Source organism: Bilifractor sp. LCP21S3_A7 (assembly GCF_052118825.1).
GTDB lineage: Bacteria > Bacillota > Clostridia > Lachnospirales > Lachnospiraceae > Bilifractor.
Genome location: NZ_JBQKGL010000019.1, coordinates 18224 through 38467, shown reverse-complemented (window position 1 = coordinate 38467; position 20244 = coordinate 18224). Strand labels below are relative to the sequence as shown.

Sequence of the window (20244 nt, the reverse complement as noted above, 5' to 3'; positions counted from 1 at the left end):
TGAAGCGGATTCGACGGTATTCCAGGTAGAGAAGGCTCTGAAGGAAGTCGGCGACAAGGTGCCGGCGGATCAGAAGAGCGGCGTTGAGGCAGACCTGAACGCACTGAAGGATCTGCTCGCGAAGGCTCCGGCAGACGGAAGTCTGACCGACGCGCAGGTAACGGACATCAAAGCGGCGAAGGAGAAACTGATGAATTCTTCACAGGCTCTGTTCACGAAGATGTACGAGAATATGCAGCAGAATCAGGGCGGCCCGAATCCGGGCGCAGGCGCAGGCCCGCAGGGCGGAGCTCAGGGCGGAAGCAGCGCAGGCAATAACGGCGGCGACGATGTCGTAGACGCAGACTACAAGGAAGTCTGATTCAGATTACAGGAGACAGCGATGTTCCGGTCACGGGTTTCGATCCGTTCGGCCGGAACTCGTTCTCTGATTTTTAGAAACAGAAGCAGATTGTGAGGAAAATCAATGGCTGAAAAGAGAGACTATTACGAGGTCCTGGGGGTTGACAGGAATGCGGATGAGGAGACCATCAAGCGGGCGTATCGTAAGCTTGCAAAAAAATATCATCCGGACATGAATCCCGGAGATAAGGATGCGGCCGAGAAATTTGCGGAAGCCAGTGAAGCGTATTCTGTTCTGAGTGATCCGGACAAGAGAAGACAGTATGATCAGTTCGGCCATGCTGCCTTTGAGAATGGCGGCGCCGGTGGCGCCGGCGGTTTCGGAGGCTTTGACTTCAATGACATTTTCGGCTCCGGTGGATTCGGCGACATTTTCGGAGATATTTTCGGCGGCGGCGGAAGAAGCAGCGCGAACAATGGTCCTAGAAGAGGCGCATCTCTGAGAGCCATTGTGCACATTTCATTCGAGGAGGCTGTATTCGGCTGCAAGAAGGAAATTGAGCTGACGCTGAAGGATACCTGCAAGACGTGCGGCGGTTCAGGGGCAAGACCCGGAACTTCACCGGAGACCTGTCCCCATTGTCACGGAACCGGTCAGATCAGGCAGACCCAGCAGAGCATGTTCGGTATGATTCAGAATATCCAGACCTGTCCGCATTGCGGAGGAACCGGAAAGATCATCCGTGATAAATGCCCCGACTGTCATGGAAGTGGGTTCACTTCCTCCAGAAAGAAAATTCAGGTCGATATTCCTGCCGGAATTGATGACGGACAGAGCATCCGCATCCGCGACAAGGGAGAACCAGGCGTAAACGGAGGCCCGAGAGGGGATCTGCTTGTGCAGGTAGCGGTTGCTCCACATCCGATTTTTCAGCGTGACGGAGTGGATATCTATTCCTCGGCACCGGTCAGCTTTGCGCAGGCTGCACTTGGCGGGGATATCCGGCTGAATACGGTGGACGGCGACGTGGTGTATACCGTGAAGCCGGGAACACAGACGGGGACGAGAATCCGGCTGAGAGGCAAGGGCGTTCCATCGATCCACAACAAAAATGTGCGGGGCGATCAATATGTGACATTGATTGTGCAGACCCCCACAAATCTTTCAAAAGAGGCAAAGGATCTTCTGAGAGAATTTGATGCCGAAAGCGGCAATTCTCTGGGAAGCGAAGAAGAGCCGAAGAAGAAAAAGGTAAGATTCGGGCGGAAAAAAGAGTAACGCCCATACGATAATCATGCCACAAACGGTAATAGTGAAGAGCAGATTTCCGGTGCATCCAGCCGGAAGATCAGGAGGCTGTCGCATCGGTCTGAGAAGGGCCGGTACGGCAGCCTCCCTGCAGTCCGGGAGGAGGTATTTCTCTGTTCATTCTCATTTCAAAACTGCTCTTTCAGGAAAACCGCTCTTTCAGAAAAACCGCTCTTTCAGGAAATATTCCTTTTCAAGAAGTGAAAATACGGTTATACTTCAAGAGACGAAAAAGACCGTGCGGTATCTATACTCCGACATCGGGCCCATATAAACCGCATTGCCGATGAGAAAGCATTTTTTATGGCGGCTTCTTTTTGTTTGCAATGGACCCGTACACGGTGTATGTCCTGAGAGGAAACGGCTGATCTATCGGGAATTGTTTTTATACTGCGCATCCGGGCAATCCGGTAAGCATGTCGATGAATGAGAGGATTTACAGAGATGAAATGGAAGAAATACCGTTTAAAGACAATCGAAGACGCGGAGGATATAGTTATTGCAACGCTCTATGACTGTGGCATTGAAGGTGCTGAGATTGAGGACAAGAAGCCGCTTACCAGGGAAGAAAAGGAACAGATGTTTGTGGATATTCTGCCTGATCTGCCCGACGATGACGGCATCGCATATCTGAATTTTTATCTGGACCCGGAGGAGACAGATACGGAAGCTGTCCTTCAGAAGGCAAGGGAAGCTCTGGACGAACTGCGTTCCTACACCGATATCGGGGAGGGAACGATCGAGGAGTCCGAGACGGAAGATAAGGACTGGATCAACAACTGGAAGCAGTATTTCAAACAGTTCTATGTGGATGATATCCTGATCATTCCATCCTGGGAGCAGGTGAAGGAAGAGGACAGGGACAAGATGATCCTTCACATCGATCCCGGCACCGCGTTTGGAACCGGAATGCATGAGACGACGCAGCTGTGTATCCGTCAGCTCCGGAAATACGTGAAGCCGGGGATGGAGATGCTGGATGTGGGAACGGGAAGTGGAATTCTCGGAATTGTCGCGGTCAAGTTTGGCGCAGGGCATGTGCTTGGAACCGATCTGGATCCCTGCGCAGTGCCTGCGGTCGAGGATAACCGGAAGGCGAACGATATACCGGACGGCGCCTTTGACATGATCATCGGCAATATGATCGATGACCAGGAGACACGGGACAGAGCGGGATATGAGAAGTATGATATCGTTACGGCTAATATTCTGGCGGATATCCTGGTTCCGATGACTCCGGCGGTTGTGCCGGCGATGAAGAAGGGCGGTCTTTATATCACCTCCGGTATTCTGGAGGATCAGGCGTACAAGGTTCTGGATGCCTGCAGGGCGGCGGGGCTTGAAATAGTGGAGCAGACGCAGCAGGGTGAGTGGGTATCGATTACCGCGAGAAAGCCGGATTAAGACAGGGGCGGAGATATGTACAGATTTTTTGCGGACCGGTCACAGATTGAAGACGGTCTGGTCCATATTACGGGAGAGGATGTACAGCATATTCGTAATGTGCTGCGGATGCGTCCGGGCGAAACGGTTCTGATCTCCTGCCAGGATGAGTGGGAGTATACCTGTGAGGTGGTTTCTCTGTCGGAGAAAGAAGTGGTCTGCAGGATTCTGGACGCACAGCTGCCCGGAAAAGAACTCCCGTCGAGGATTTTCCTGTTTCAATGTCTTCCCAAAGGTGATAAAATGGAGACCGTTGTTCAGAAAGCGGTCGAACTGGGAGCATATTCGGTGATTCCGGTCTCGTCCAGGCGGTGTATCATGAAGCTTGATGGGAAGAGAGCAGCACAGAAGGTGGTCCGGTGGAACAAGATTGCAGAGAGCGCGGCCAAGCAGTCAAAACGTCTCATCATCCCCGAGGTTCACGATATCATGACGTTCGGGGAGGCACTGGAATTTTCCCGAAGCCTTGATGTCCGGCTGATGCCCTATGAAATGGAGGGCGGAATGGAGAAGACGCGATCGTTTCTGTCCGGCATCCGGCCGGGACAGTCTGTCGGTGTCCTGATCGGCCCGGAAGGCGGGTTTGATGAGCGGGAAGCTGAGGATGCGAGAAAGAGCGGATTTACGACCATTACTCTCGGCAAGAGAATTCTCAGAACGGAGACTGCAGGAATGACCATGCTGTCGATCCTGATGTATCTTCTGGAAAGAGACTGACGGGGATTCCGCAGCGCGTGATAAAGTATCATATTATATGGAAAGAACGGTAAAATGAAAGCATATCTTGACAATTCGGCAACAACCCGCTGCTACGAGGAGGTTGCGGATATCGTGAGAAAAACGATGCTGGAGGATTATGGCAATCCTTCCTCTATGCATCAGAAGGGCGTCGAAGCGGAAAAATATATCCGGAAAAGCGCGGAAATTCTGTCCGGGATTCTGAAGGTAAAGCCGGGCGAGATCTATTTTACATCCGGTGGCACGGAGTCGGATAACTGGGCGCTGTTCGGGACGGCGCTCGCGAACAGGCGCAGAGGCAGACGGATTATCACTACGGCGATTGAGCATTCGGCGATTGCGGCTCCGGCAGCAGCATTGGAGGCTATGGGCTATGAGATTGTCAAGCTTCCGGTTGGCAGAGACGGCGTTCTGGATCTTCATGATCTGGAGAATGCAATGACGGAGGATACGATACTGGTGTCCGTCATGATGGTGAATAATGAGATTGGATCTGTGGAGCCTGTGGCGGAAATCGGCGAAATGCTGCGCAGCCGGTATCCGGGTACTTTTTTTCATGTAGACGCGATTCAGTCCTTCGGAAAGTATCCGATCTATCCAAAACGAATGAAGATAGATATGCTTTCCGTCAGCGGACACAAAATCCATGGACCAAAGGGATCGGGATTTCTGTTCATAGATCAGCGGGTGAAGATAAATCCGCTGATCTATGGAGGCGGGCAGCAGAATGGAATGCGTTCCGGAACGGACAATGTTCCGGGAATCGCGGGACTGGGTACCGCCGCGGAGAAAATCTGTGCATCGCTCAGGGAAAACGCGGAGCATATGTACAGTCTGAAGGAACATCTGGCAGAGGGCGTAGCGGATCTCGGAAAGATCCATATCAACGGGCCGTCAGATCTCCGGAAGGGTGCTCCGCATATTCTGAATATTTCATTCGAGGGAATTCGCAGTGAGGTGCTTCTGCACACCCTGGAGTCCAGAGGAATCAGCGTTTCTGCGGGAAGCGCCTGTTCCAGCCACAGGCGGGGAGGAAGCGCAACTATGGAGGCAATTCATGCACCGAGAGAAATCATGGAGTCTTCGGTGCGGTTCAGCTTCTCCGAGCTGACGACGATGGAGGAAATTGATTATACCATCGGGGTACTCCATGAAGTGGTGCCGCAGCTCCGGAGATTCACCAGAAAATAAGATACGGCGGCGCGGCTTTGAAGATTCAACGGGAAGTGATGCGCGGCGGACGTTTCGGAAGATCAGGCAGCAGCGCGTGCAGGAAAGCAAAAAGGAAAGAAAAATTATGTATCAGGCATTTTTAATCAAATATGCGGAGATTGGTATCAAAGGAAAGAACAGGCATCTCTTTGAGGACGCGCTTGTGCATCATATTGTCAGAGCTCTGAAGAGAGTAGGCGGTACCTTTGATGTCACCAGAGAAATGGGAAGAATCTACGTCCGCACCGATGGTGACTTCGACTATGAGGGCGCGATAGAGGCGCTGAAGACGGTGTTCGGGATCGCGGGTATCAGCCCGGTACTGATCATCGAGAATATGGATTACGACAACGTCAAGGCACAGGTCGCGGAGTTTGTGAGAACTGTTTATCCGGAGGGAACTCCGAGAACGTTCAAGGTCGTTGCCAGAAGGCCGAACAAGAAATATCCTCATGATTCCATGGAACTCAATGCAGATCTGGGCGAGGCGGTGCTTCTTGGCTGCCCGTGGATGAAGGTTGATGTACACAATCCGGATGTGGTGCTTTCTGTAGAAGTGCGTCAGAGTATTTATGTCTACTCCGAGACAATACCCGGGCCGGGAGGAATGCCCGTGGGATCAAACGGAAGCGCGGAGCTTCTGTTATCGGGAGGAATCGATTCTCCGGTTGCGGGGTATATGATCGCAAAGCGCGGAGTAAAGATCGATGCGGTGTATTTCCATGCGCCGCCGTACACCAGTGAGCGGGCAAAGCAGAAGGTCGTTGATTTGGCAAAGCTCGTGGCGAGATATGCCGGACAGATACGACTTCACATTGTGAATTTCACGGATATCCAGATGGCAATCTATGAAAAATGTCCGCACGAGGAGCTCACGATTATCATGAGAAGATACATGATGCGGATCGCGGAAATTTTTGCCGGACAGGACGGCGCGTTGGGACTGATCACAGGAGAAAGTATTGGTCAGGTTGCCAGTCAGACGGCGCAGAGTCTTCTGTGTACCAATGCCGTGTGTACGCTTCCCGTTTACCGTCCGCTGATCGGCTTTGACAAGCAGGAGATCGTGGATCGGGCACAGCAGATCGGGACCTTTGATACTTCGATCCTTCCCTACGAGGATTGCTGTACGATCTTTGTCGCAAAGCATCCCGTGACCCATCCGATTCTGAAGGTCATCGAGCGCTCGGAACATAAGCTGGATGATGTCATCGAGCCGCTGATGAAGGAAGCAATTGAGACGACGGAAACGATTGTGGTGGACGGAGAGGAATAAGGAGCGGTGCTTCGCACCGCTCCATGCTCATACCTGTTGTCGTCGCTAATGTTCTTGCCCACTGGTGAGCAAGCTCCCCGCGGGCCAAGAACATATTGTATCACAAAGTGTATAAGCTACGGATTGCTCCGTGCTTCGCACTCTCGCAATCCTACAGGTGACCGACTTCGTCAGTCTGTCGCGGCGTTCGCCCCACCGCTTCACACTATGTGTGAGCGGCTGTGGCTCACTGCCCGCGCATATTCGCACTTCTGTGCCGCTTGCGCGTCACTTCGTGCTCATACCTGTTGCCTTCGAAATCGCATACAGTCTCTTACGCGCGCTTCGCGTGCGACGATCCTGTCTGCGTTTTCGAAGAGCTTATACACTAAAAAAGATGCAGGGGAGCGCGGTTGCGCTTCCTGCATCTTCCGATGTTCCCGTCATTTCCGATATATGCCGGATGGAGTGGGCAGAGGATTACTGCTCGATCAGATACGGTTTAAGAACCTCCATGACAGACTCAAGCTCGGAGCCTTCCGTGTGGATGTTCAGATCAATCGGTTTGGAAAGATCAAGGCTGAAGATACCCATGATGGACTTCGCGTCGATGACATATCTGCCGGACACAAGATCAAAGTCAAAGTCAAACTTTGAAATGGCGTTTACAAAGTTCTTTACTTTATCGATTGAATTTAATGAAATCTGTACCGTTTGCATTTAATATCCTCCCTTATTATATCGAAATTGCAGTAGTTTTCTTAAGCATTTGCTTAAATAATCTTAATGGTAAACAGGAGAAAAGTCAAGGTGTCAAGAGGAAAAAAGGCGGCTCTTCATAATCTGGGGTGCAAGGTAAATGCCTACGAGCTGGAGGCGATGCAGCAGATGCTGGAGAAGGCCGGATATGATATCGTGCCATTTGAACCCGGTGCGGATATATATGTAATCAATACATGTACCGTAACCAATATAGCGGACCGGAAATCGAGGCAGATGCTGCATAAGGCGAAGAAAATGAATCCGGACGCAATCGTGGTGGCCGTGGGATGTTACGCACAGATCAGGGGGGAGGAACTTGAGAAGGACCCTGCCATTGATCTCGTCATTGGAAGCAACCGCAAGGAAGATTTGATTCGTGAACTGGAGCAGTTCAGAAGCAGCGGCGAAAAGCAGCTGGATACCAGCGACTGGTCCGTGGACAGGATGTATGAGAACCTTCAGATCGACCGTACGGAGGAGCATACCAGAGCCTTTATCAAAGTGCAGGACGGCTGCAATCAGTTTTGCAGCTACTGCATCATCCCCTATGCCAGAGGCCGTGTGCGGAGCCGCAAGATTCCGGATGTGCGGGAAGAGGTCATGAGGCTGGCGGCTTCCGGAGTTCGGGAGATTGTGGTCACGGGAATTCATCTGTGCTCCTATGGACGGGATATGGGAGAAGGAGAAGATCTGGTTGCGTTGCTGCACGCTATTCACGATGTCAGCGGAATTGAAAGAATTCGTCTGGGCTCTCTTGAACCCGGTTCGATGAGCGAGAATGTAATCCGGAGCCTCAGCGGGCTGCGCAAGGTTTGCCCGCATTTTCACCTTTCCCTTCAGAGTGGATGTGCCAGGACGCTCCGGGATATGAACCGTCATTATACTCCGGAGAAGTTCATGGAGGTAGTTCGGCTTTTAAGGAAGTATTATGAGCATCCCGCGATTACGACAGATATCATAACCGGTTTCCCCGGGGAGACAGAGGAAGATTTTGAGGAATCCCGCAGATTTGTGTCAGAGGTACATTTTTTTGAGACACATATTTTTCCATACTCCCGCCGAGAGGGCACTAAGGCGGCCGCAATGAAGGAACAGAACACGGAGGCGGTCAAGAAACAGAGGGGAGCCGTGCTTCGGGAGACAGACATCCGGCGCAGAAAGGAATTCCTGAATTATTATATTGGAAGGCCGGTTGAGGTTCTGTTTGAAGAGCAGATCGAACTGGATGGCAGGAAATACTGGACAGGTCATGGAAGAGAGTATCAGAAGATACTGCTCGCCGATACCAGAGATCTTACGAATCAGATGATGGTGGTTACACCGCAGGCGCTTGTGTCAGAGGAGTACCTGCTTGCGGTGTGAGCAGAATCTGCTGCGAACTTTTACGGTGGACTTTCCGGAATCAGGAAAGATGTGCTGCCGGGTTGCCAATCCGGGACATCTGGTTTATAATGAATCATTACGAGTGTTCGGACGCGTGCGGGAGGTGTGAGGCTTATACAGCTTGTCACGCCGGATGCAGCTTGGCAGTTCTTTGCAGAATAAGTAAGGATGTGAATAAGGATGACAGATTTAGGGAACACACAATTTTTCAGAGTAAATACAGAGAATGAGATTTCCGTGAAAAAGGTTCTGGATCTTGTATATCACGCAATGGAGGAGAAGGGATACAACCCTGTGAATCAGATCGTCGGCTATATCATGTCAGGCGATCCGACCTACATTACCAGTCATAATGGTGCGAGAAGCATGATCATGAAGGTGGAGCGCGATGAGCTGGTCGAGGAGCTTCTTAAGGAGTACATTCGGAACGAATCCTGGAAAGAGACCAGATAATGCGGATCCTGGGACTGGATTACGGGTCTGTAACGGTAGGCGTGGCAGTCAGTGACCCGCTCGGTCTGACAGCTCAGGCAGTGGAGACGATTGTCCGTCACAGAGAGAGCAAGCTTCGACAGACTCTCGCCAGGATCGAAGAAATCTGCAGAGAATATCAGGTGGAGAAGATTGTGGTCGGACTTCCTCTGAATATGAATGACGGACCCGGGGAGCGTGCTGAGAAGGCAACGAAATTTGGTGAGCTTGTGCACCGGAGAACCGGACTTCCGGTTATCATGTGGGACGAAAGGCTTACGACCGTGGCGGCGGATGAGATTCTTGACGAGATGAACGTCCGGGGCAGGCACAACCGCAAGGCGGTGATTGATCAGATCGCTGCCGGCATCATTCTGCAGGAATGGCTCGACAACTGCGGCGGAGAGGAAACAACGGAAACAGATAGAGGATAAGCATCGGATTTCTATGGAAAAAATTTTATTTGAAACGGAAGACGGAGATAAGCAGGAGTTTTTCGTTGAGGAAGAAACGCGGGTAGGCGGCGTGGATTATCTTCTCGTGACCGATTCTGACGGCGAGGAGGCAAACGCCTATATTATGAAGGATCTCTCGGAAGACGGCGAGGCGGAAGCACGGTATGTGATGGTCGAAGATGATGTGGAGTACGATGCGGTGGCACGCATTTTCGAGCAGATGATGGACGACGTGTCTTTTGAGTGAATAAAAAATGAACGGAGGTATAATTTGAAAGGAAAAGAAAATACGAGTAAGCTGAAGATCATTCCGCTGGGCGGTCTGGAAGAAATCGGCATGAACATCACTGCATTCGAGTACGAGGACAGCATTGTGGTGGTGGACTGCGGTCTGGCCTTCCCCGATGACGATATGCTCGGAATTGATCTGGTTATTCCGGATATTACTTATTTAAAGCAGAATATCCGCAAGGTGAAGGGGTTTGTGATCACCCACGGTCATGAGGATCACATCGGTGCACTTCCGTATGTGCTGCGTGAGATTAACGTTCCGATTTACGCGACCAAGCTCACGATCGGTCTGATCAGCCACAAGCTTGAAGAGCACAACATGCTTAAGAGTACGAAGATGAAGACGATCCGTTTCGGACAGTCGATCAATCTCGGACACTTCCGGATTGAATTCATCAAGACGAACCACAGTATTCAGGATGCGGCAGCGCTTGCCATCTATTCACCCGCCGGGACAATCGTGCATACAGGAGATTTCAAGGTGGATTACACACCGGTATTTGGTGATGCGATTGATCTGCAGCGTTTTGCCGAGATCGGAAAGAAGGGCGTTCTTGCGCTGATGTGCGACAGCACAAACGCGGAGCGGCCCGGTTATACGATGTCGGAGCGCACGGTCGGCAGAACCTTTGATCAGATTTTTTCCGAACACAGGAATCAGCGTCTGATCATTGCCACATTTGCCTCAAATGTTGACCGTGTACAGCAGATCATCAATTCCGCCTGCAAATTCGGCCGTAAGGTCGTTGTAGAAGGCAGAAGCATGGTGAATATCATCTCCATCGCACAGGAACTCGGATATCTGAATGTGCCGCAGAATACGCTCATCGATATCAATCAGATGAGAAATTATCCGGACAGTCAGATGGTGCTTGTCACCACCGGAAGCCAGGGAGAGTCTATGGCAGCCCTGTCGAGAATGGCGGCGGACATCCACAAGAAGGTGACAATTAAGCCCGGCGATCTGATTGTATTCTCCTCCCATCCGATTCCCGGAAATGAGAAGGCTGTCTCCAATGTCATCAATGAGCTGTATGAAAAAGGCGCGGAGGTTATTTTCCAGGATGTTCATGTATCGGGACATGCCTGCCAGGAGGACATCAAGCTGATTTACTCCCTGGTTAAGCCGAAGTATGCGATTCCGGTCCACGGCGAGTACCGTCATCTGATAGCGCAGAAGAATCTGGCACTTCAGCTGGGCATTCCGAAGGAGAATATCTTCGTCATGAAGACCGGAGATGTGCTTGAACTGGATCAGAAGTCAGCCAGGGTGACCGGTAAGGTTGAGACGGGCGAGATCATGGTTGACGGACTCGGAGTCGGTGATGTCGGAAATATTGTCCTTCGGGACAGACAGCATCTGTCCGAGGATGGTATTCTGATTGTCGTTCTCACCCTTGAGAAATACGGCAGACAGCTTCTTGCCGGTCCGGACATTGTGTCCAGAGGCTTTGTCTATGTAAGGGAGTCTGAGGATCTGATGGATGAAGCAAGACTGATCGTTGAGGACGCTCTGAACGACTGCCTGGAACATCACATCACTGACTGGGGAAAGCTGAAATCGGCAATCAAGGATTCACTGGGAAGTTTTGTATGGAAGCGTACGCAGCGCAATCCGATGATACTGCCGATCATCATGGAGGCATAAGATGGACAGCGTGAAGGAGAAGGCGGAGGAGCTCATTCAGGCTCTGGAACAGAGTGAGGACTTTATCAGGTACCGGAATCTTGAGAACCAGCTGAAGGAGATGCCTGAGCTCAGGCAGAAAATCAACGAGTACAGGCGTAAGGTCTACGATATGCAGACCTCAGGCAGAGATCTCTATGACGAGACGGATTATGTGCTTAACGAGTATTCGCCGCTCCTGCGCAATGAGATTGCAGCGGATTATCTGGATGCTGAGAGCGCTGTCTGCAGAATGGTTCAGCGTGTCATAAACGCGATTAACCGGGAAGTCCATGTAGAAGTCCCCATGTGAACCGGACGGCGATTCAGGAAGGTAAGGAGTTTTTAATGGCAGCAGGGAAAAGGGAAGAGAAGGATGACAGCCTGGGATATCGTCTTGCACTGGGTGGAATAAAGGGTGTTGTCAGGATTCTTGTCATCATCGCGTTGATCATGATTCTGGTCTATCTGGGGAAACGGGCTTATTCGCTCGGCTATGAAATCTTTGATGAGAAGGCTGTGGATTCCGGAGACGGCCGGGCGGTTACCGTAACGATTACAGATGATATGTCGGTGCGGCAGATCGGCAAGCTTCTGATTTCCAACGGGCTTCTGAATGAGAGCGCAAACGCATTTGTGGTTCAGGAAATGATTTCCGGCTATCACGGGGAGATCCTGCCCGGAACATACACCCTTCGAACGTCCATGACCGCGGATGATATGTTTCCGATCCTTGCGCAGGAGGAGGACTCTGACACTCCGGATAATGTTTCGGCTGACAGCGTGGAATCGACATCAGCGCAATAACGGTACATATCTGTGTCATAGGCGGTCCATGATGGGCGCCGGGGACAGAAGGTGCATCGGCGCATAACGCGGCAGTCCGGCATAGAGACACCGGAGCTGAGCATTGCTGTCATGATGGTATGACAGCTGCCGGATGATACATACAGGCAGACTGAAGACTGTTTCGCGCCGGACGGGCGTGCGGTTTATCGGTATAAGACAGGGCTGCTGCACGAAAGACGCTCGGAAACAGCGAAAAGTTCGTGCGGCGGCCCTTTTGTGGGAGGTGACAGAATGATTGTAGATGAACGGATGATAACCTTCATCAATTCTCTGGATCATGGGCTTACCCCTTTTCTGGAAGAACTCCGGGAGACGGCGGCAGAGGATAATGTCCCGATTATCCGCCGGGAGATGCAAAGCTTCCTGAAAGTATTTCTCCGGATTCAGCGGCCTCAGAGGATCCTTGAGGTCGGCACTGCGATCGGTTTCTCTACGATCCTGATGGCCGCCTGCGGGCCGGAATCCAGCAGGATCACAACGATTGAGAACTATGAGAAGCGGATCCCTGTCGCGCGCGAGAATTTTCGAAAATCGGGATATGAGGACCGGATTACTCTTCTGGAGGGAGATGCGGCAGATGTCCTGAAGACGCTTGCGGGGCCGTATGATTTCATTTTCATGGATGCGGCTAAGGGACAGTATATTCATTTCCTCCCGGAAGTGCTCCGGCTGATGCGTCCGGGAAGCGTTCTGATTTCCGATAACGTTCTCCAGGAGGGCGATATTATCGAGTCTCATTATATTGTGGAGCGGAGAAAGCGAACGATTTATAAGCGGATGAGAGATTATCTCCGGGCTCTGAAAGATGACAGGTGTCTGGAGACGAGTATCGTCCCGCTCGGAGATGGTATCTCCATCTCAGTCATGAAGCAGCCGGAGGAAATTTAAACTGACACGGCGGCGGATTTCGCCTGACAGGTCCGCACGGGAGATTTTTCTCTTGCGGACAGAGCCGGTGTCACAGATTAAAGACAGGAGAGATTATTTATGCTTGCAAACGGAAAGCCGGAGCTTCTGATCCCGGCGAGCTGTCTCGAAGTGCTGAAGGTAGCGGTTGCTTTTGGCGCGGATGCGGTTTATATCGGCGGAGATGTCTATGGGCTTCGGGCCAAGGCAAAAAATTTCAATCACGAGGATATGGCGGAAGGAATCCGTTACGCGCACAGCCACGGAGTTCGTGTACATGTGACGGTGAATATTCTGGCACACAACGATGATCTGGAGGGCGTCCGTCTATATCTGCGCGAGCTCAACGAGCTTCAGCCCGATGCGCTGATTATCGCAGACCCGGGTATTTTCGATATCGCGGGAGAAGAGTGCCCCGGGATAGAGCGGCATATCAGCACACAGGCAAACAATACCAACTGGGCATCTGCCAGGTTCTGGTACCGGCAGGGGGCAAAACGAGTGGTAACTGCCCGTGAACTGTCCCTGGAGGAGATCCGCGAGATGCGCCGACAGATTCCGAAGGACATGGAGATTGAGACCTTCATTCACGGAGCAATGTGCATATCGTATTCGGGAAGATGCCTTCTGTCGAATTATTTTACGGGCAGAGACGCGAACAAAGGAGCATGTACCCATCCTTGCCGGTGGAAATATGCTGTCATGGAGGAGAGCCGGCCGGGAGAGTATCTTCCGATCGAGGAAAATGAGCGCGGCACGTACATTTTCAATTCAAAGGATTTGTGTATGATTGAACATATCCCGGATCTGATGACTGCCGGTATTGACAGCTTCAAGATCGAGGGAAGAATGAAAACAGCCCTGTATGTCGCGACGGTTGCCCGCACCTATCGCAAGGCAATCGACGACTATGCCAGGGATCCCGCACTCTATGAGAAAAATCTCCCCTGGTATCAGGAGCAGATCGCGGACTGCACGTTCCGCAGGTTCACGACCGGCTTTTTCTACGGAAAGCCGTCCGAAGAGGACCAGATCTATGACAGCAACACCTATATCACAAACTACACGTATCTGGGTGTCGTATCCGCGACGGATGAAAATGGATATGCTGTGATCGGACAGAAGAACAAATTCCGGACCGGAGACCGGATTGAGATTATGAAGCCGGATGGGCGGAATGTGGAGGTGACGGTGCGGGCAATTTACAATGAAAAAGGCGAGACCATGGATTCGGCACCGCATCCGCAGCAGGAACTGCACGTAGACCTCGGGCAGAAAGCGGATGTCAACGATATCCTTCGCGTGAAGAAAGAAGCAGAGTGATCTGCTGCATGTGAACAGCAAATGCCGTGTTCCGGCATTGCTGTTCACGGAATAAGGACAAAACCCTGCTGCCGCAGTTCCGGAATTGGATACAGGACAGCGAACCACAAGCTCCGGTGCAGACAGCATTGTCTGCTCTCATTGTCTGTTCTCGAGTTAATGATTTACAGCAGGCGGGTTTTGTGCTATTTTAAATATAACAATTCTTTTTGACTATTCTTTGGCTTTTATTCTTCTTCTGAAGAAAATACTTACAAGATGTCAGCAGGGCTCTGACAGATCTGAAGTCCTGGTAGTATTCAGAAATCATTTCGTTTTATTCCATTTGTACTTGTTTTTTGAACAGTGTTGTCCGGTATCTGTAATGCCGATTATTTTTTCGCGAACGGGGATCGCTTTTTCCCGGCTTCGCATTTACGATGCGGGCCGGATTCGTCCGGTTGCTGCATTTTTCGGCAATGCCTGTCAGATACAGGCCTGCGGAGAGGAGAAATTTGTATGTTTTGCAGCATAGTATCATCGGCAATTTCCGGCGTGGAGGCTGTTCCCGTGATGGTAGAGGCAGATGTGAGCGAGGGGATGCCTTATTTCGCGATTGTCGGCAGCGTCTCTTCTCAGGTAAGAGAGGCACAGGAACGGGTTCGGACTGCGTTCCGCAATATCGGTATTGTGCTTGCTCCGAAGAGGATAACGATCAATCTGGCGCCGGGAGACATCAGAAAAGATGGAACCAGGTTTGATCTGCCGATTGCCACCGCGGTTCTGGAGGCATTGGGATATATTGAGAAGGGGGCGTTCCGAAAGGCGATGGTGCTCGGGGAACTTCATCTGGACGGGACAATTGAGAAAATACCAGGAGTTCTGCCCAGTGTGATCGCCGCAAAGGAAAACGGATGTGAGCTGTGTATCGTTCCGACAGAAAATGCCGCGGAGGGCAGTGCTGTAGATGGTATCCGGATTGTCGGCGTGAGAAATATTTCAGAACTGATTGCCTTCAGCCATGGAAAAGCCCCGGCGTCGGTTCCGCGAAATTCCGTTCCGGAAGACGAGGAATACGCGATTGATTTCAGTGATATTCACGGACAGAAGACAGTCAAGCGCGCTGCCCTGATCGCAGCGGCGGGTTTTCATAACCTGTTTCTGTCAGGGCCGCCCGGATCCGGGAAATCCATGACGGCGGAGCGGATACCTACCATTTTACCGCCGCTGTCAGAGGAGGAAAGTCTGGAGGTTTCCAAGATCTACAGCGTGGTTGGTCTGATGCCGCGCGGGGTATCGAGGATTCGCAGAAGACCGTTTCGGGCGCCGCATCACACGATTACGCCGACTGCGCTTTGCGGCGGCGGATTTTACCCGCATCCCGGCGAGGTAACCCTTGCTCACAGAGGAGTCCTGTTCCTGGATGAGATTCCGGAGATGATGCCTGCCACACTGGAGATGCTGCGGCAGCCGCTTGAGAGCCGCGAGATCACGATCTCCAGGCTGGGAGGCACCTGTGTATATCCGGCATCCTTTCTGCTCGTTGCCGCGGCGAATCCGTGCCCCTGCGGTTACTTTCCGGATATGAACCGCTGCATTTGCACCCACAGAGATGTCCTGGATTATCAGAAAAAACTTAGCAAGGCGTTCATGGACCGCATCGATTTGAAATGTGATGTGCAGGCTGTCAGTTACGAGTCGCTTACGGAAAAGGGAGATTTCGAGGTTTCCTCTTCCAGTATGAGGAAAAAGGTGATGCGCGCGATCGAGATTCAGAAGGAACGTTATCGGGGGACGGGGGTGACATTTAACAGTGAACTGACGGCGTCCTCCATCGCAAAACACTGCGAGATGACTGATGAGGCGGAGCTGACAGTGCGGCTGGCTTTTGACAAACTGGGACTATCTGCAAGAGGGTATCATCATGTCATCAAGGTGGCGCGGACAATCGCGGATCTCGAGGGAACCGACCGGATCAATGATGCTCATATCAGCGAAGCGATCTGCCTGCGATGCAGTGAAAGCTTTTCTTCCGCTTCAGCGTATCAGATGCCGGGTATGAGGGTGCCGTCGAAACGGCAGAAGGAAGGATGAGGATGATATCGGGTGGTGAGAAAATGGTGAGACAGCCGGATGACGAGAAAAAGGTGAGGAAGCCGGATGACGGGAAAACGGCGATACAGTCAAGTCGGGGAAACGTGCAAATGCAGTCAGATCAGAAGAATACGAACGCCAGATTCCGCAGGGAGCAGAACCCGGAGATTCTGGAACGGATCAGATATGTGGCGCGTGAGGATGAGGAGTATCCGGAGCAGCTGCGAAATTATCCGAGGATGCCGTCAGGGCTGTATCTTGTCGGAAATTTTCCGGATCCCGGGAAGAAGACGGTCGCGATCGTGGGGGCGAGGATGTGCAGCCCGTACGGCAGGGCAGAGGCAATCCGCTTTGGTGAAGAGCTTGCTGCGGAAGGCGTACAAATTATCAGCGGCATGGCATATGGCGTGGATTCGTGGGCGCTGCATGGCGCTCTGCAGGCGGGAGGACAAGGGTTTGCGGTACTGGGCTGCGGTGTAGATGTGTGTTATCCGAAGGAAAGCTACCATATATATAGAAGGATTATCCGTGAGGGTGGAGGCATTATGTCCGAGTTTGAGCCGGGTGATGGTCCTGCAGCCTGGCATTTTCCGATTCGCAACCGGATTATCAGTGCGCTCGCCGATGTGGTTCTTGTCGTAGAAGCAAAGCTTCGCAGTGGCTCGCTGATAACTGCGGATTATGCGCTTTCTCAGGGGAAAACCATATACGCGGTTCCGGGAAGAAACCTGGATGAGCTGAGCCGTGGCTGTAACCGCCTGATCGCCCAGGGCGCCGGCATTGCATGGGACCCGGAGGTCATACTGGAGGAACTGGGGATTGCGGGCAGCAAAAGGTCACGTGAAGAGAAGAATACAGGCAGAAATGAAGAAGAGAGAGTTGAAAAGAAAGGCAGACAGGAAGATGGAAGGGAAGACAGACAGGAAGACGGAAAGAAAGAGGGGATGACAGGGGGGAAGAAAGAGGAAGAGAAGAAAGGAAAGGAAAATGGCGACAGGCGGAGAGAAGGAAGAACGGCAGAAGAAAAAGCACCGCGCAGGCTGTCAAAGAAGTACGAGGATGCAGAGGATTTTCAAAAGGTATTCGGCAAGCTTTCCTATGATCCTCAGAGCCTGGATACGCTGCAGGAGAGAACCGGCATGGAGCTCTCGCAGCTGACTAGAGTACTGGTGCAGCTGACCTTTTCCGGATATGTGCATGAGGCTCCGGCGGGGTATTACAGCAGAAGCTGAATTTTTCAGCGGGCGGCACGGAGCTGTCCGCAGCATATTTACGCGAACAGTGAGCCGCAGCCGAATGCGAGGTATTCGTGTGCGGCGAGCGTTGCGATAGCGAGATAAAACTCGCGCAGCGTGTTTTATCTCGTTCAGCCTGCGGCTGGCATATTCCGTTCGTTCTGACAGCGATTTACAAGGCATGAAAGACACCTGAAAGACAACTCGGGCTTGCACGGTCAAATTATTTGAGTTATAGTGCTAATCGTAGCGCTCATAAAGCGCCGGTAATGCTTATGGAGGTGTATACGTGCCAAATTATCTTGTGATTGTAGAGTCACCGACGAAAGTTAAGACTGTCAAAAAATTTCTCGGGAAGAATTATAATGTCCTGGCATCGAACGGTCATGTCAGGGATCTGCCGAAAAGCAGCCTTGGCATTGACGTGGAGCATGACTTTGAACCGAAATATATTACGATCCGGGGCAAGGGAGAACTGGTTGCTTCTCTCCGCAAGGCGGCAGACAAGGCAGATAAAGTCTACCTCGCGACAGACCCTGACCGCGAAGGAGAAGCGATCTCATGGCATCTGTCAAAGGCCCTTCGGCTGGATCCGAAGAAGATGCGCCGGATTACCTTTAATGAAATAACGAAAACAGCGGTCAAATCCTCTTTAAAGAATGCCAGGGATATCGACATGAATCTCGTGGATGAGCAGCAGGCGAGGCGGTGCCTTGACCGTATGGTAGGATATGAGATCAGTCCGCTGCTCTGGAAGAAAATCAAGCGGGGGCTGTCTGCCGGCCGTGTGCAGTCTGTCGCGCTGCGGATCATAGCAGACCGTGAGGAGGAGATCAATGCATTTATTCCGAAGGAGTATTGGACGCTGGATGCAGATTTCAAGGTCAGCGGAGAGAAGAAACCTCTGACTGCTCATTTTTATGGAGACCAGCAGGGAAAGATTGAGATATCCTCCGAGGAACAGCTTCAGGGAATTCTGGATAGTCTGAAGGATGCGGATTATCATGTCAGCGAGCTGAAGACCTCTGAGAGAAGCCGGAAGGCACCGCTGCCCTTTACGACGAGTACGCTTCAGCAGGAAGCCTCAAAAACCTTGAACATGTCCACTTACAAGACCATGCAGATCGCCCAGCAGCTGTATGAGGGAATTGATCTGAAAAAGGGCGGTACGGTGGGACTGATTTCGTATCTGCGTACCGATTCCACCAGGATCTCGACGGAAGCGGATCAGGCGGCGAGAGAATATATCCGGGAGCAGTACGGGGAGCAGTTCCTGTCAGACGGAAGTACGACAGAGAATAAGAACAAGCACGCGCAGGATGCGCATGAGGCGATACGACCGACGGATATCACGAGAACGCCATCGTCTGTGAAGGAGTTCCTTTCCAGGGATCAGTTCCGTCTCTATCAGCTGATCTGGCGGAGATTTGCGGCAAGCCGCATGGCTTCTGCCCGTTACGAGACGAACACGGTGAAAATAACCGGTGGAAAGTATGTATTTCACGCGTCCTCGTCAAGGATTAAATTTGCCGGATTCATGACGGTGTACACACAGGACGATGACAAAAAGCTTGAGAATGATCATCTGAGCGGAATTACGAAGGAGAGCACGCTCTCTTTGATCAATTTCGACAGGGAACAGCATTTTACGCAGCCTCCGGCTCACTATACCGAGGCTTCTCTCGTCAAGACGCTGGAGGAGCTTGGAATCGGACGGCCGAGTACCTACGCTCCCACCATCACAACAATCATTGCACGCCATTATGTGACGCGTGAAAAGAAGAACCTGTACATCACAGAGCTGGGAACAGCGGTAAATGATCTGATGAAGGAGGCGTTTCCGGGCATCGTGAATGTGGATTTTACCGCCAACATGGAACAGCTCCTGGATGCGATCGGAGATGGCACCATCGAGTGGAAAACGGTTGTGCGCAACTTCTGGCCGGATCTGGATGCCGCTGTGCAGAAGGCGGATAAGGAACTGGAGAAGGTGAAGATTGAGGATGAAGTAACCGATGTCATTTGCGAGAACTGCGGACGGCACATGGTGATCAAATATGGCCCGCACGGAAAGTTCCTTGCCTGCCCCGGTTTTCCGGAATGCCGCAATACAAAACCGTATCTGGAGAAGATCGGTGTGAAGTGCCCGAAATGCGGCGGAGAGGTTCTCCTGAAGAAGACCAGAAAGGGCCGGATCTATTACGGCTGCGAGCATAATCCGGACTGCGACTTTATGACATGGCAGAAGCCATCGAACATCCGCTGCCCGAAATGCGGAGGCTATATGCTCGAAAAGGGAAGCCGGCTTGTGTGCGCAGACAAGGAATGCGGATACGTCATGCCGAGGCCAAAGCAAGAGGATCCGGATACCGCGAAGGCGGCGTCGGGAAAGCCTGAGGAGGCTGTGTCTGCTGCAGCAGGCCTTTGAAATGACGGAGTCAGAATGACTGATCTGTAATGATTGAGTGGGACTGACTGAGTCGGAAGGGAAGCAAACGAAGGATATAGCGGTGAAACGCCGATTTTAGTGA

The 20244-nt window shown here is 51.8% G+C and carries 18 protein-coding genes and 1 pseudogene; 18 read left to right on the top strand and 1 reads right to left on the bottom strand.

Going from position 1 to position 20244, the window contains the following annotated elements:
• The 6 genes and pseudogenes from dnaK to thiI all read left to right on the top strand — a co-directional run.
• A pseudogene (gene dnaK, locus ACTQ1O_RS13535) lies at positions 1–361 on the top strand (molecular chaperone DnaK); the annotation flags it as partial.
• 105 nt (positions 362–466) lie between these two features.
• Positions 467–1621, top strand: coding sequence for a molecular chaperone DnaJ (dnaJ, locus tag ACTQ1O_RS13530; RefSeq protein ID WP_441475015.1), 1155 nt, complete (start codon positions 467–469; stop codon positions 1619–1621).
• 474 nt (positions 1622–2095) lie between these two features.
• The gene (prmA, locus tag ACTQ1O_RS13525) at positions 2096–3055 is read left to right on the top strand and encodes a 50S ribosomal protein L11 methyltransferase (protein WP_441475017.1); all 960 of its coding nucleotides are present in this window, start codon (positions 2096–2098) and stop codon (positions 3053–3055) included.
• A gap of 15 nt (positions 3056–3070) precedes the next feature.
• Positions 3071–3811 carry a 16S rRNA (uracil(1498)-N(3))-methyltransferase gene (locus ACTQ1O_RS13520; RefSeq protein ID WP_441487710.1) on the top strand — a complete coding sequence of 247 codons (741 nt, stop codon included), beginning with the start codon at positions 3071–3073 and terminating at the stop codon, positions 3809–3811.
• A 54-nt stretch (positions 3812–3865) separates the two neighbouring features.
• Positions 3866–5023: a cysteine desulfurase family protein gene (locus ACTQ1O_RS13515; protein WP_441487709.1), complete on the top strand. Its 1158-nt coding sequence runs from the start codon at positions 3866–3868 to the stop codon at positions 5021–5023.
• 103 nt (positions 5024–5126) lie between these two features.
• Positions 5127–6320 carry a tRNA uracil 4-sulfurtransferase ThiI gene (gene thiI, locus ACTQ1O_RS13510; RefSeq protein ID WP_441487711.1) on the top strand — a complete coding sequence of 398 codons (1194 nt, stop codon included), beginning with the start codon at positions 5127–5129 and terminating at the stop codon, positions 6318–6320.
• A gap of 459 nt (positions 6321–6779) precedes the next feature.
• Here the strand turns inward: thiI and ACTQ1O_RS13505 are convergent, their stop codons facing one another.
• Positions 6780–7019: an HPr family phosphocarrier protein gene (locus ACTQ1O_RS13505; protein ID WP_441099867.1), complete on the bottom strand. Its 240-nt coding sequence runs from the start codon at positions 7017–7019 to the stop codon at positions 6780–6782.
• Positions 7020–7085: 66 nt separating this feature from the next.
• Here ACTQ1O_RS13505 and mtaB point away from each other — a divergent pair, with 66 nt between their 5' ends.
• From mtaB to topA, 12 genes are all read left to right on the top strand, one after another.
• Positions 7086–8423 (top strand): tRNA (N(6)-L-threonylcarbamoyladenosine(37)-C(2))-methylthiotransferase MtaB, encoded by a 1338-nt coding sequence (gene mtaB / locus ACTQ1O_RS13500; protein ID WP_441487708.1) that lies wholly within the window; start codon positions 7086–7088, stop codon positions 8421–8423.
• Positions 8424–8624: 201 nt separating this feature from the next.
• A complete protein-coding gene (locus ACTQ1O_RS13495) occupies positions 8625–8897 on the top strand; it encodes an IreB family regulatory phosphoprotein (RefSeq protein WP_441099863.1) in 273 nt (90 codons plus the stop codon).
• Positions 8897–9349: a Holliday junction resolvase RuvX gene (gene ruvX / locus ACTQ1O_RS13490; protein ID WP_441487707.1), complete on the top strand. Its 453-nt coding sequence runs from the start codon at positions 8897–8899 to the stop codon at positions 9347–9349. Before ACTQ1O_RS13495 ends, ruvX begins: the two co-directional genes overlap by 1 nt.
• A gap of 13 nt (positions 9350–9362) precedes the next feature.
• The gene (locus tag ACTQ1O_RS13485) at positions 9363–9617 is read left to right on the top strand and encodes a DUF1292 domain-containing protein (protein WP_441487706.1); all 255 of its coding nucleotides are present in this window, start codon (positions 9363–9365) and stop codon (positions 9615–9617) included.
• Between the two features lie 24 nt (positions 9618–9641).
• Positions 9642–11309 (top strand): ribonuclease J, encoded by a 1668-nt coding sequence (locus tag ACTQ1O_RS13480; RefSeq protein WP_441099858.1) that lies wholly within the window; start codon positions 9642–9644, stop codon positions 11307–11309.
• A 1-nt stretch (position 11310) separates the two neighbouring features.
• Entirely contained in the window at positions 11311–11640 is a 330-nt protein-coding gene (locus ACTQ1O_RS13475; RefSeq protein ID WP_441487705.1) for a YlbF family regulator, read from the top strand.
• 35 nt (positions 11641–11675) lie between these two features.
• On the top strand, positions 11676–12134 hold the full coding sequence (locus ACTQ1O_RS13470) for an endolytic transglycosylase MltG (RefSeq protein ID WP_441487704.1): 459 nt from the start codon (positions 11676–11678) through the stop codon (positions 12132–12134).
• A gap of 273 nt (positions 12135–12407) precedes the next feature.
• Positions 12408–13064, top strand: a complete 657-nt coding sequence (locus ACTQ1O_RS13465; protein ID WP_441475025.1) for an O-methyltransferase — start codon at positions 12408–12410, stop codon at positions 13062–13064.
• Positions 13065–13163: 99 nt separating this feature from the next.
• Positions 13164–14405 (top strand): peptidase U32 family protein, encoded by a 1242-nt coding sequence (locus ACTQ1O_RS13460; protein ID WP_441487703.1) that lies wholly within the window; start codon positions 13164–13166, stop codon positions 14403–14405.
• Between the two features lie 498 nt (positions 14406–14903).
• Complete coding sequence (locus ACTQ1O_RS13455) at positions 14904–16478, top strand: YifB family Mg chelatase-like AAA ATPase (RefSeq protein WP_441487702.1); 1575 nt, start codon at positions 14904–14906, stop codon at positions 16476–16478.
• A complete protein-coding gene (dprA, locus tag ACTQ1O_RS13450; RefSeq protein WP_441487701.1) occupies positions 16475–17710 on the top strand; it encodes a DNA-processing protein DprA in 1236 nt (411 codons plus the stop codon). The genes ACTQ1O_RS13455 and dprA overlap by 4 nt, the downstream gene beginning before the upstream one ends.
• 292 nt (positions 17711–18002) lie before the next feature.
• On the top strand, positions 18003–20141 hold the full coding sequence (gene topA / locus ACTQ1O_RS13445) for a type I DNA topoisomerase (protein ID WP_441487700.1): 2139 nt from the start codon (positions 18003–18005) through the stop codon (positions 20139–20141).
• Positions 20142–20244 lie beyond the last annotated feature (103 nt).

What these genes read in the sequence shown, in the direction of transcription:
- ACTQ1O_RS13485 (WP_441487706.1), top strand. Translation starts at nt 9,363, where the DNA reads ATGGAAAAAATTTTATTTGAAACGGAAGACGGAGATAAGCAGGAGTTT.
- ACTQ1O_RS13465 (WP_441475025.1), top strand. Translation starts at nt 12,408, where the DNA reads ATGATTGTAGATGAACGGATGATAACCTTCATCAATTCTCTGGATCAT.
- ACTQ1O_RS13495 (WP_441099863.1), top strand. Translation starts at nt 8,625, where the DNA reads ATGACAGATTTAGGGAACACACAATTTTTCAGAGTAAATACAGAGAAT.
- dprA (WP_441487701.1), top strand. Translation starts at nt 16,475, where the DNA reads ATGAGGATGATATCGGGTGGTGAGAAAATGGTGAGACAGCCGGATGAC.
- mtaB (WP_441487708.1), top strand. Translation starts at nt 7,086, where the DNA reads ATGGTAAACAGGAGAAAAGTCAAGGTGTCAAGAGGAAAAAAGGCGGCT.
- ACTQ1O_RS13475 (WP_441487705.1), top strand. Translation starts at nt 11,311, where the DNA reads ATGGACAGCGTGAAGGAGAAGGCGGAGGAGCTCATTCAGGCTCTGGAA.
- ruvX (WP_441487707.1), top strand. Translation starts at nt 8,897, where the DNA reads ATGCGGATCCTGGGACTGGATTACGGGTCTGTAACGGTAGGCGTGGCA.
- dnaJ (WP_441475015.1), top strand. Translation starts at nt 467, where the DNA reads ATGGCTGAAAAGAGAGACTATTACGAGGTCCTGGGGGTTGACAGGAAT.
- ACTQ1O_RS13470 (WP_441487704.1), top strand. Translation starts at nt 11,676, where the DNA reads ATGGCAGCAGGGAAAAGGGAAGAGAAGGATGACAGCCTGGGATATCGT.
- prmA (WP_441475017.1), top strand. Translation starts at nt 2,096, where the DNA reads ATGAAATGGAAGAAATACCGTTTAAAGACAATCGAAGACGCGGAGGAT.
- ACTQ1O_RS13520 (WP_441487710.1), top strand. Translation starts at nt 3,071, where the DNA reads ATGTACAGATTTTTTGCGGACCGGTCACAGATTGAAGACGGTCTGGTC.
- ACTQ1O_RS13460 (WP_441487703.1), top strand. Translation starts at nt 13,164, where the DNA reads ATGCTTGCAAACGGAAAGCCGGAGCTTCTGATCCCGGCGAGCTGTCTC.
- ACTQ1O_RS13505 (WP_441099867.1), bottom strand. Translation starts at nt 7,019, where the DNA reads ATGCAAACGGTACAGATTTCATTAAATTCAATCGATAAAGTAAAGAAC.
- ACTQ1O_RS13515 (WP_441487709.1), top strand. Translation starts at nt 3,866, where the DNA reads ATGAAAGCATATCTTGACAATTCGGCAACAACCCGCTGCTACGAGGAG.
- ACTQ1O_RS13455 (WP_441487702.1), top strand. Translation starts at nt 14,904, where the DNA reads ATGTTTTGCAGCATAGTATCATCGGCAATTTCCGGCGTGGAGGCTGTT.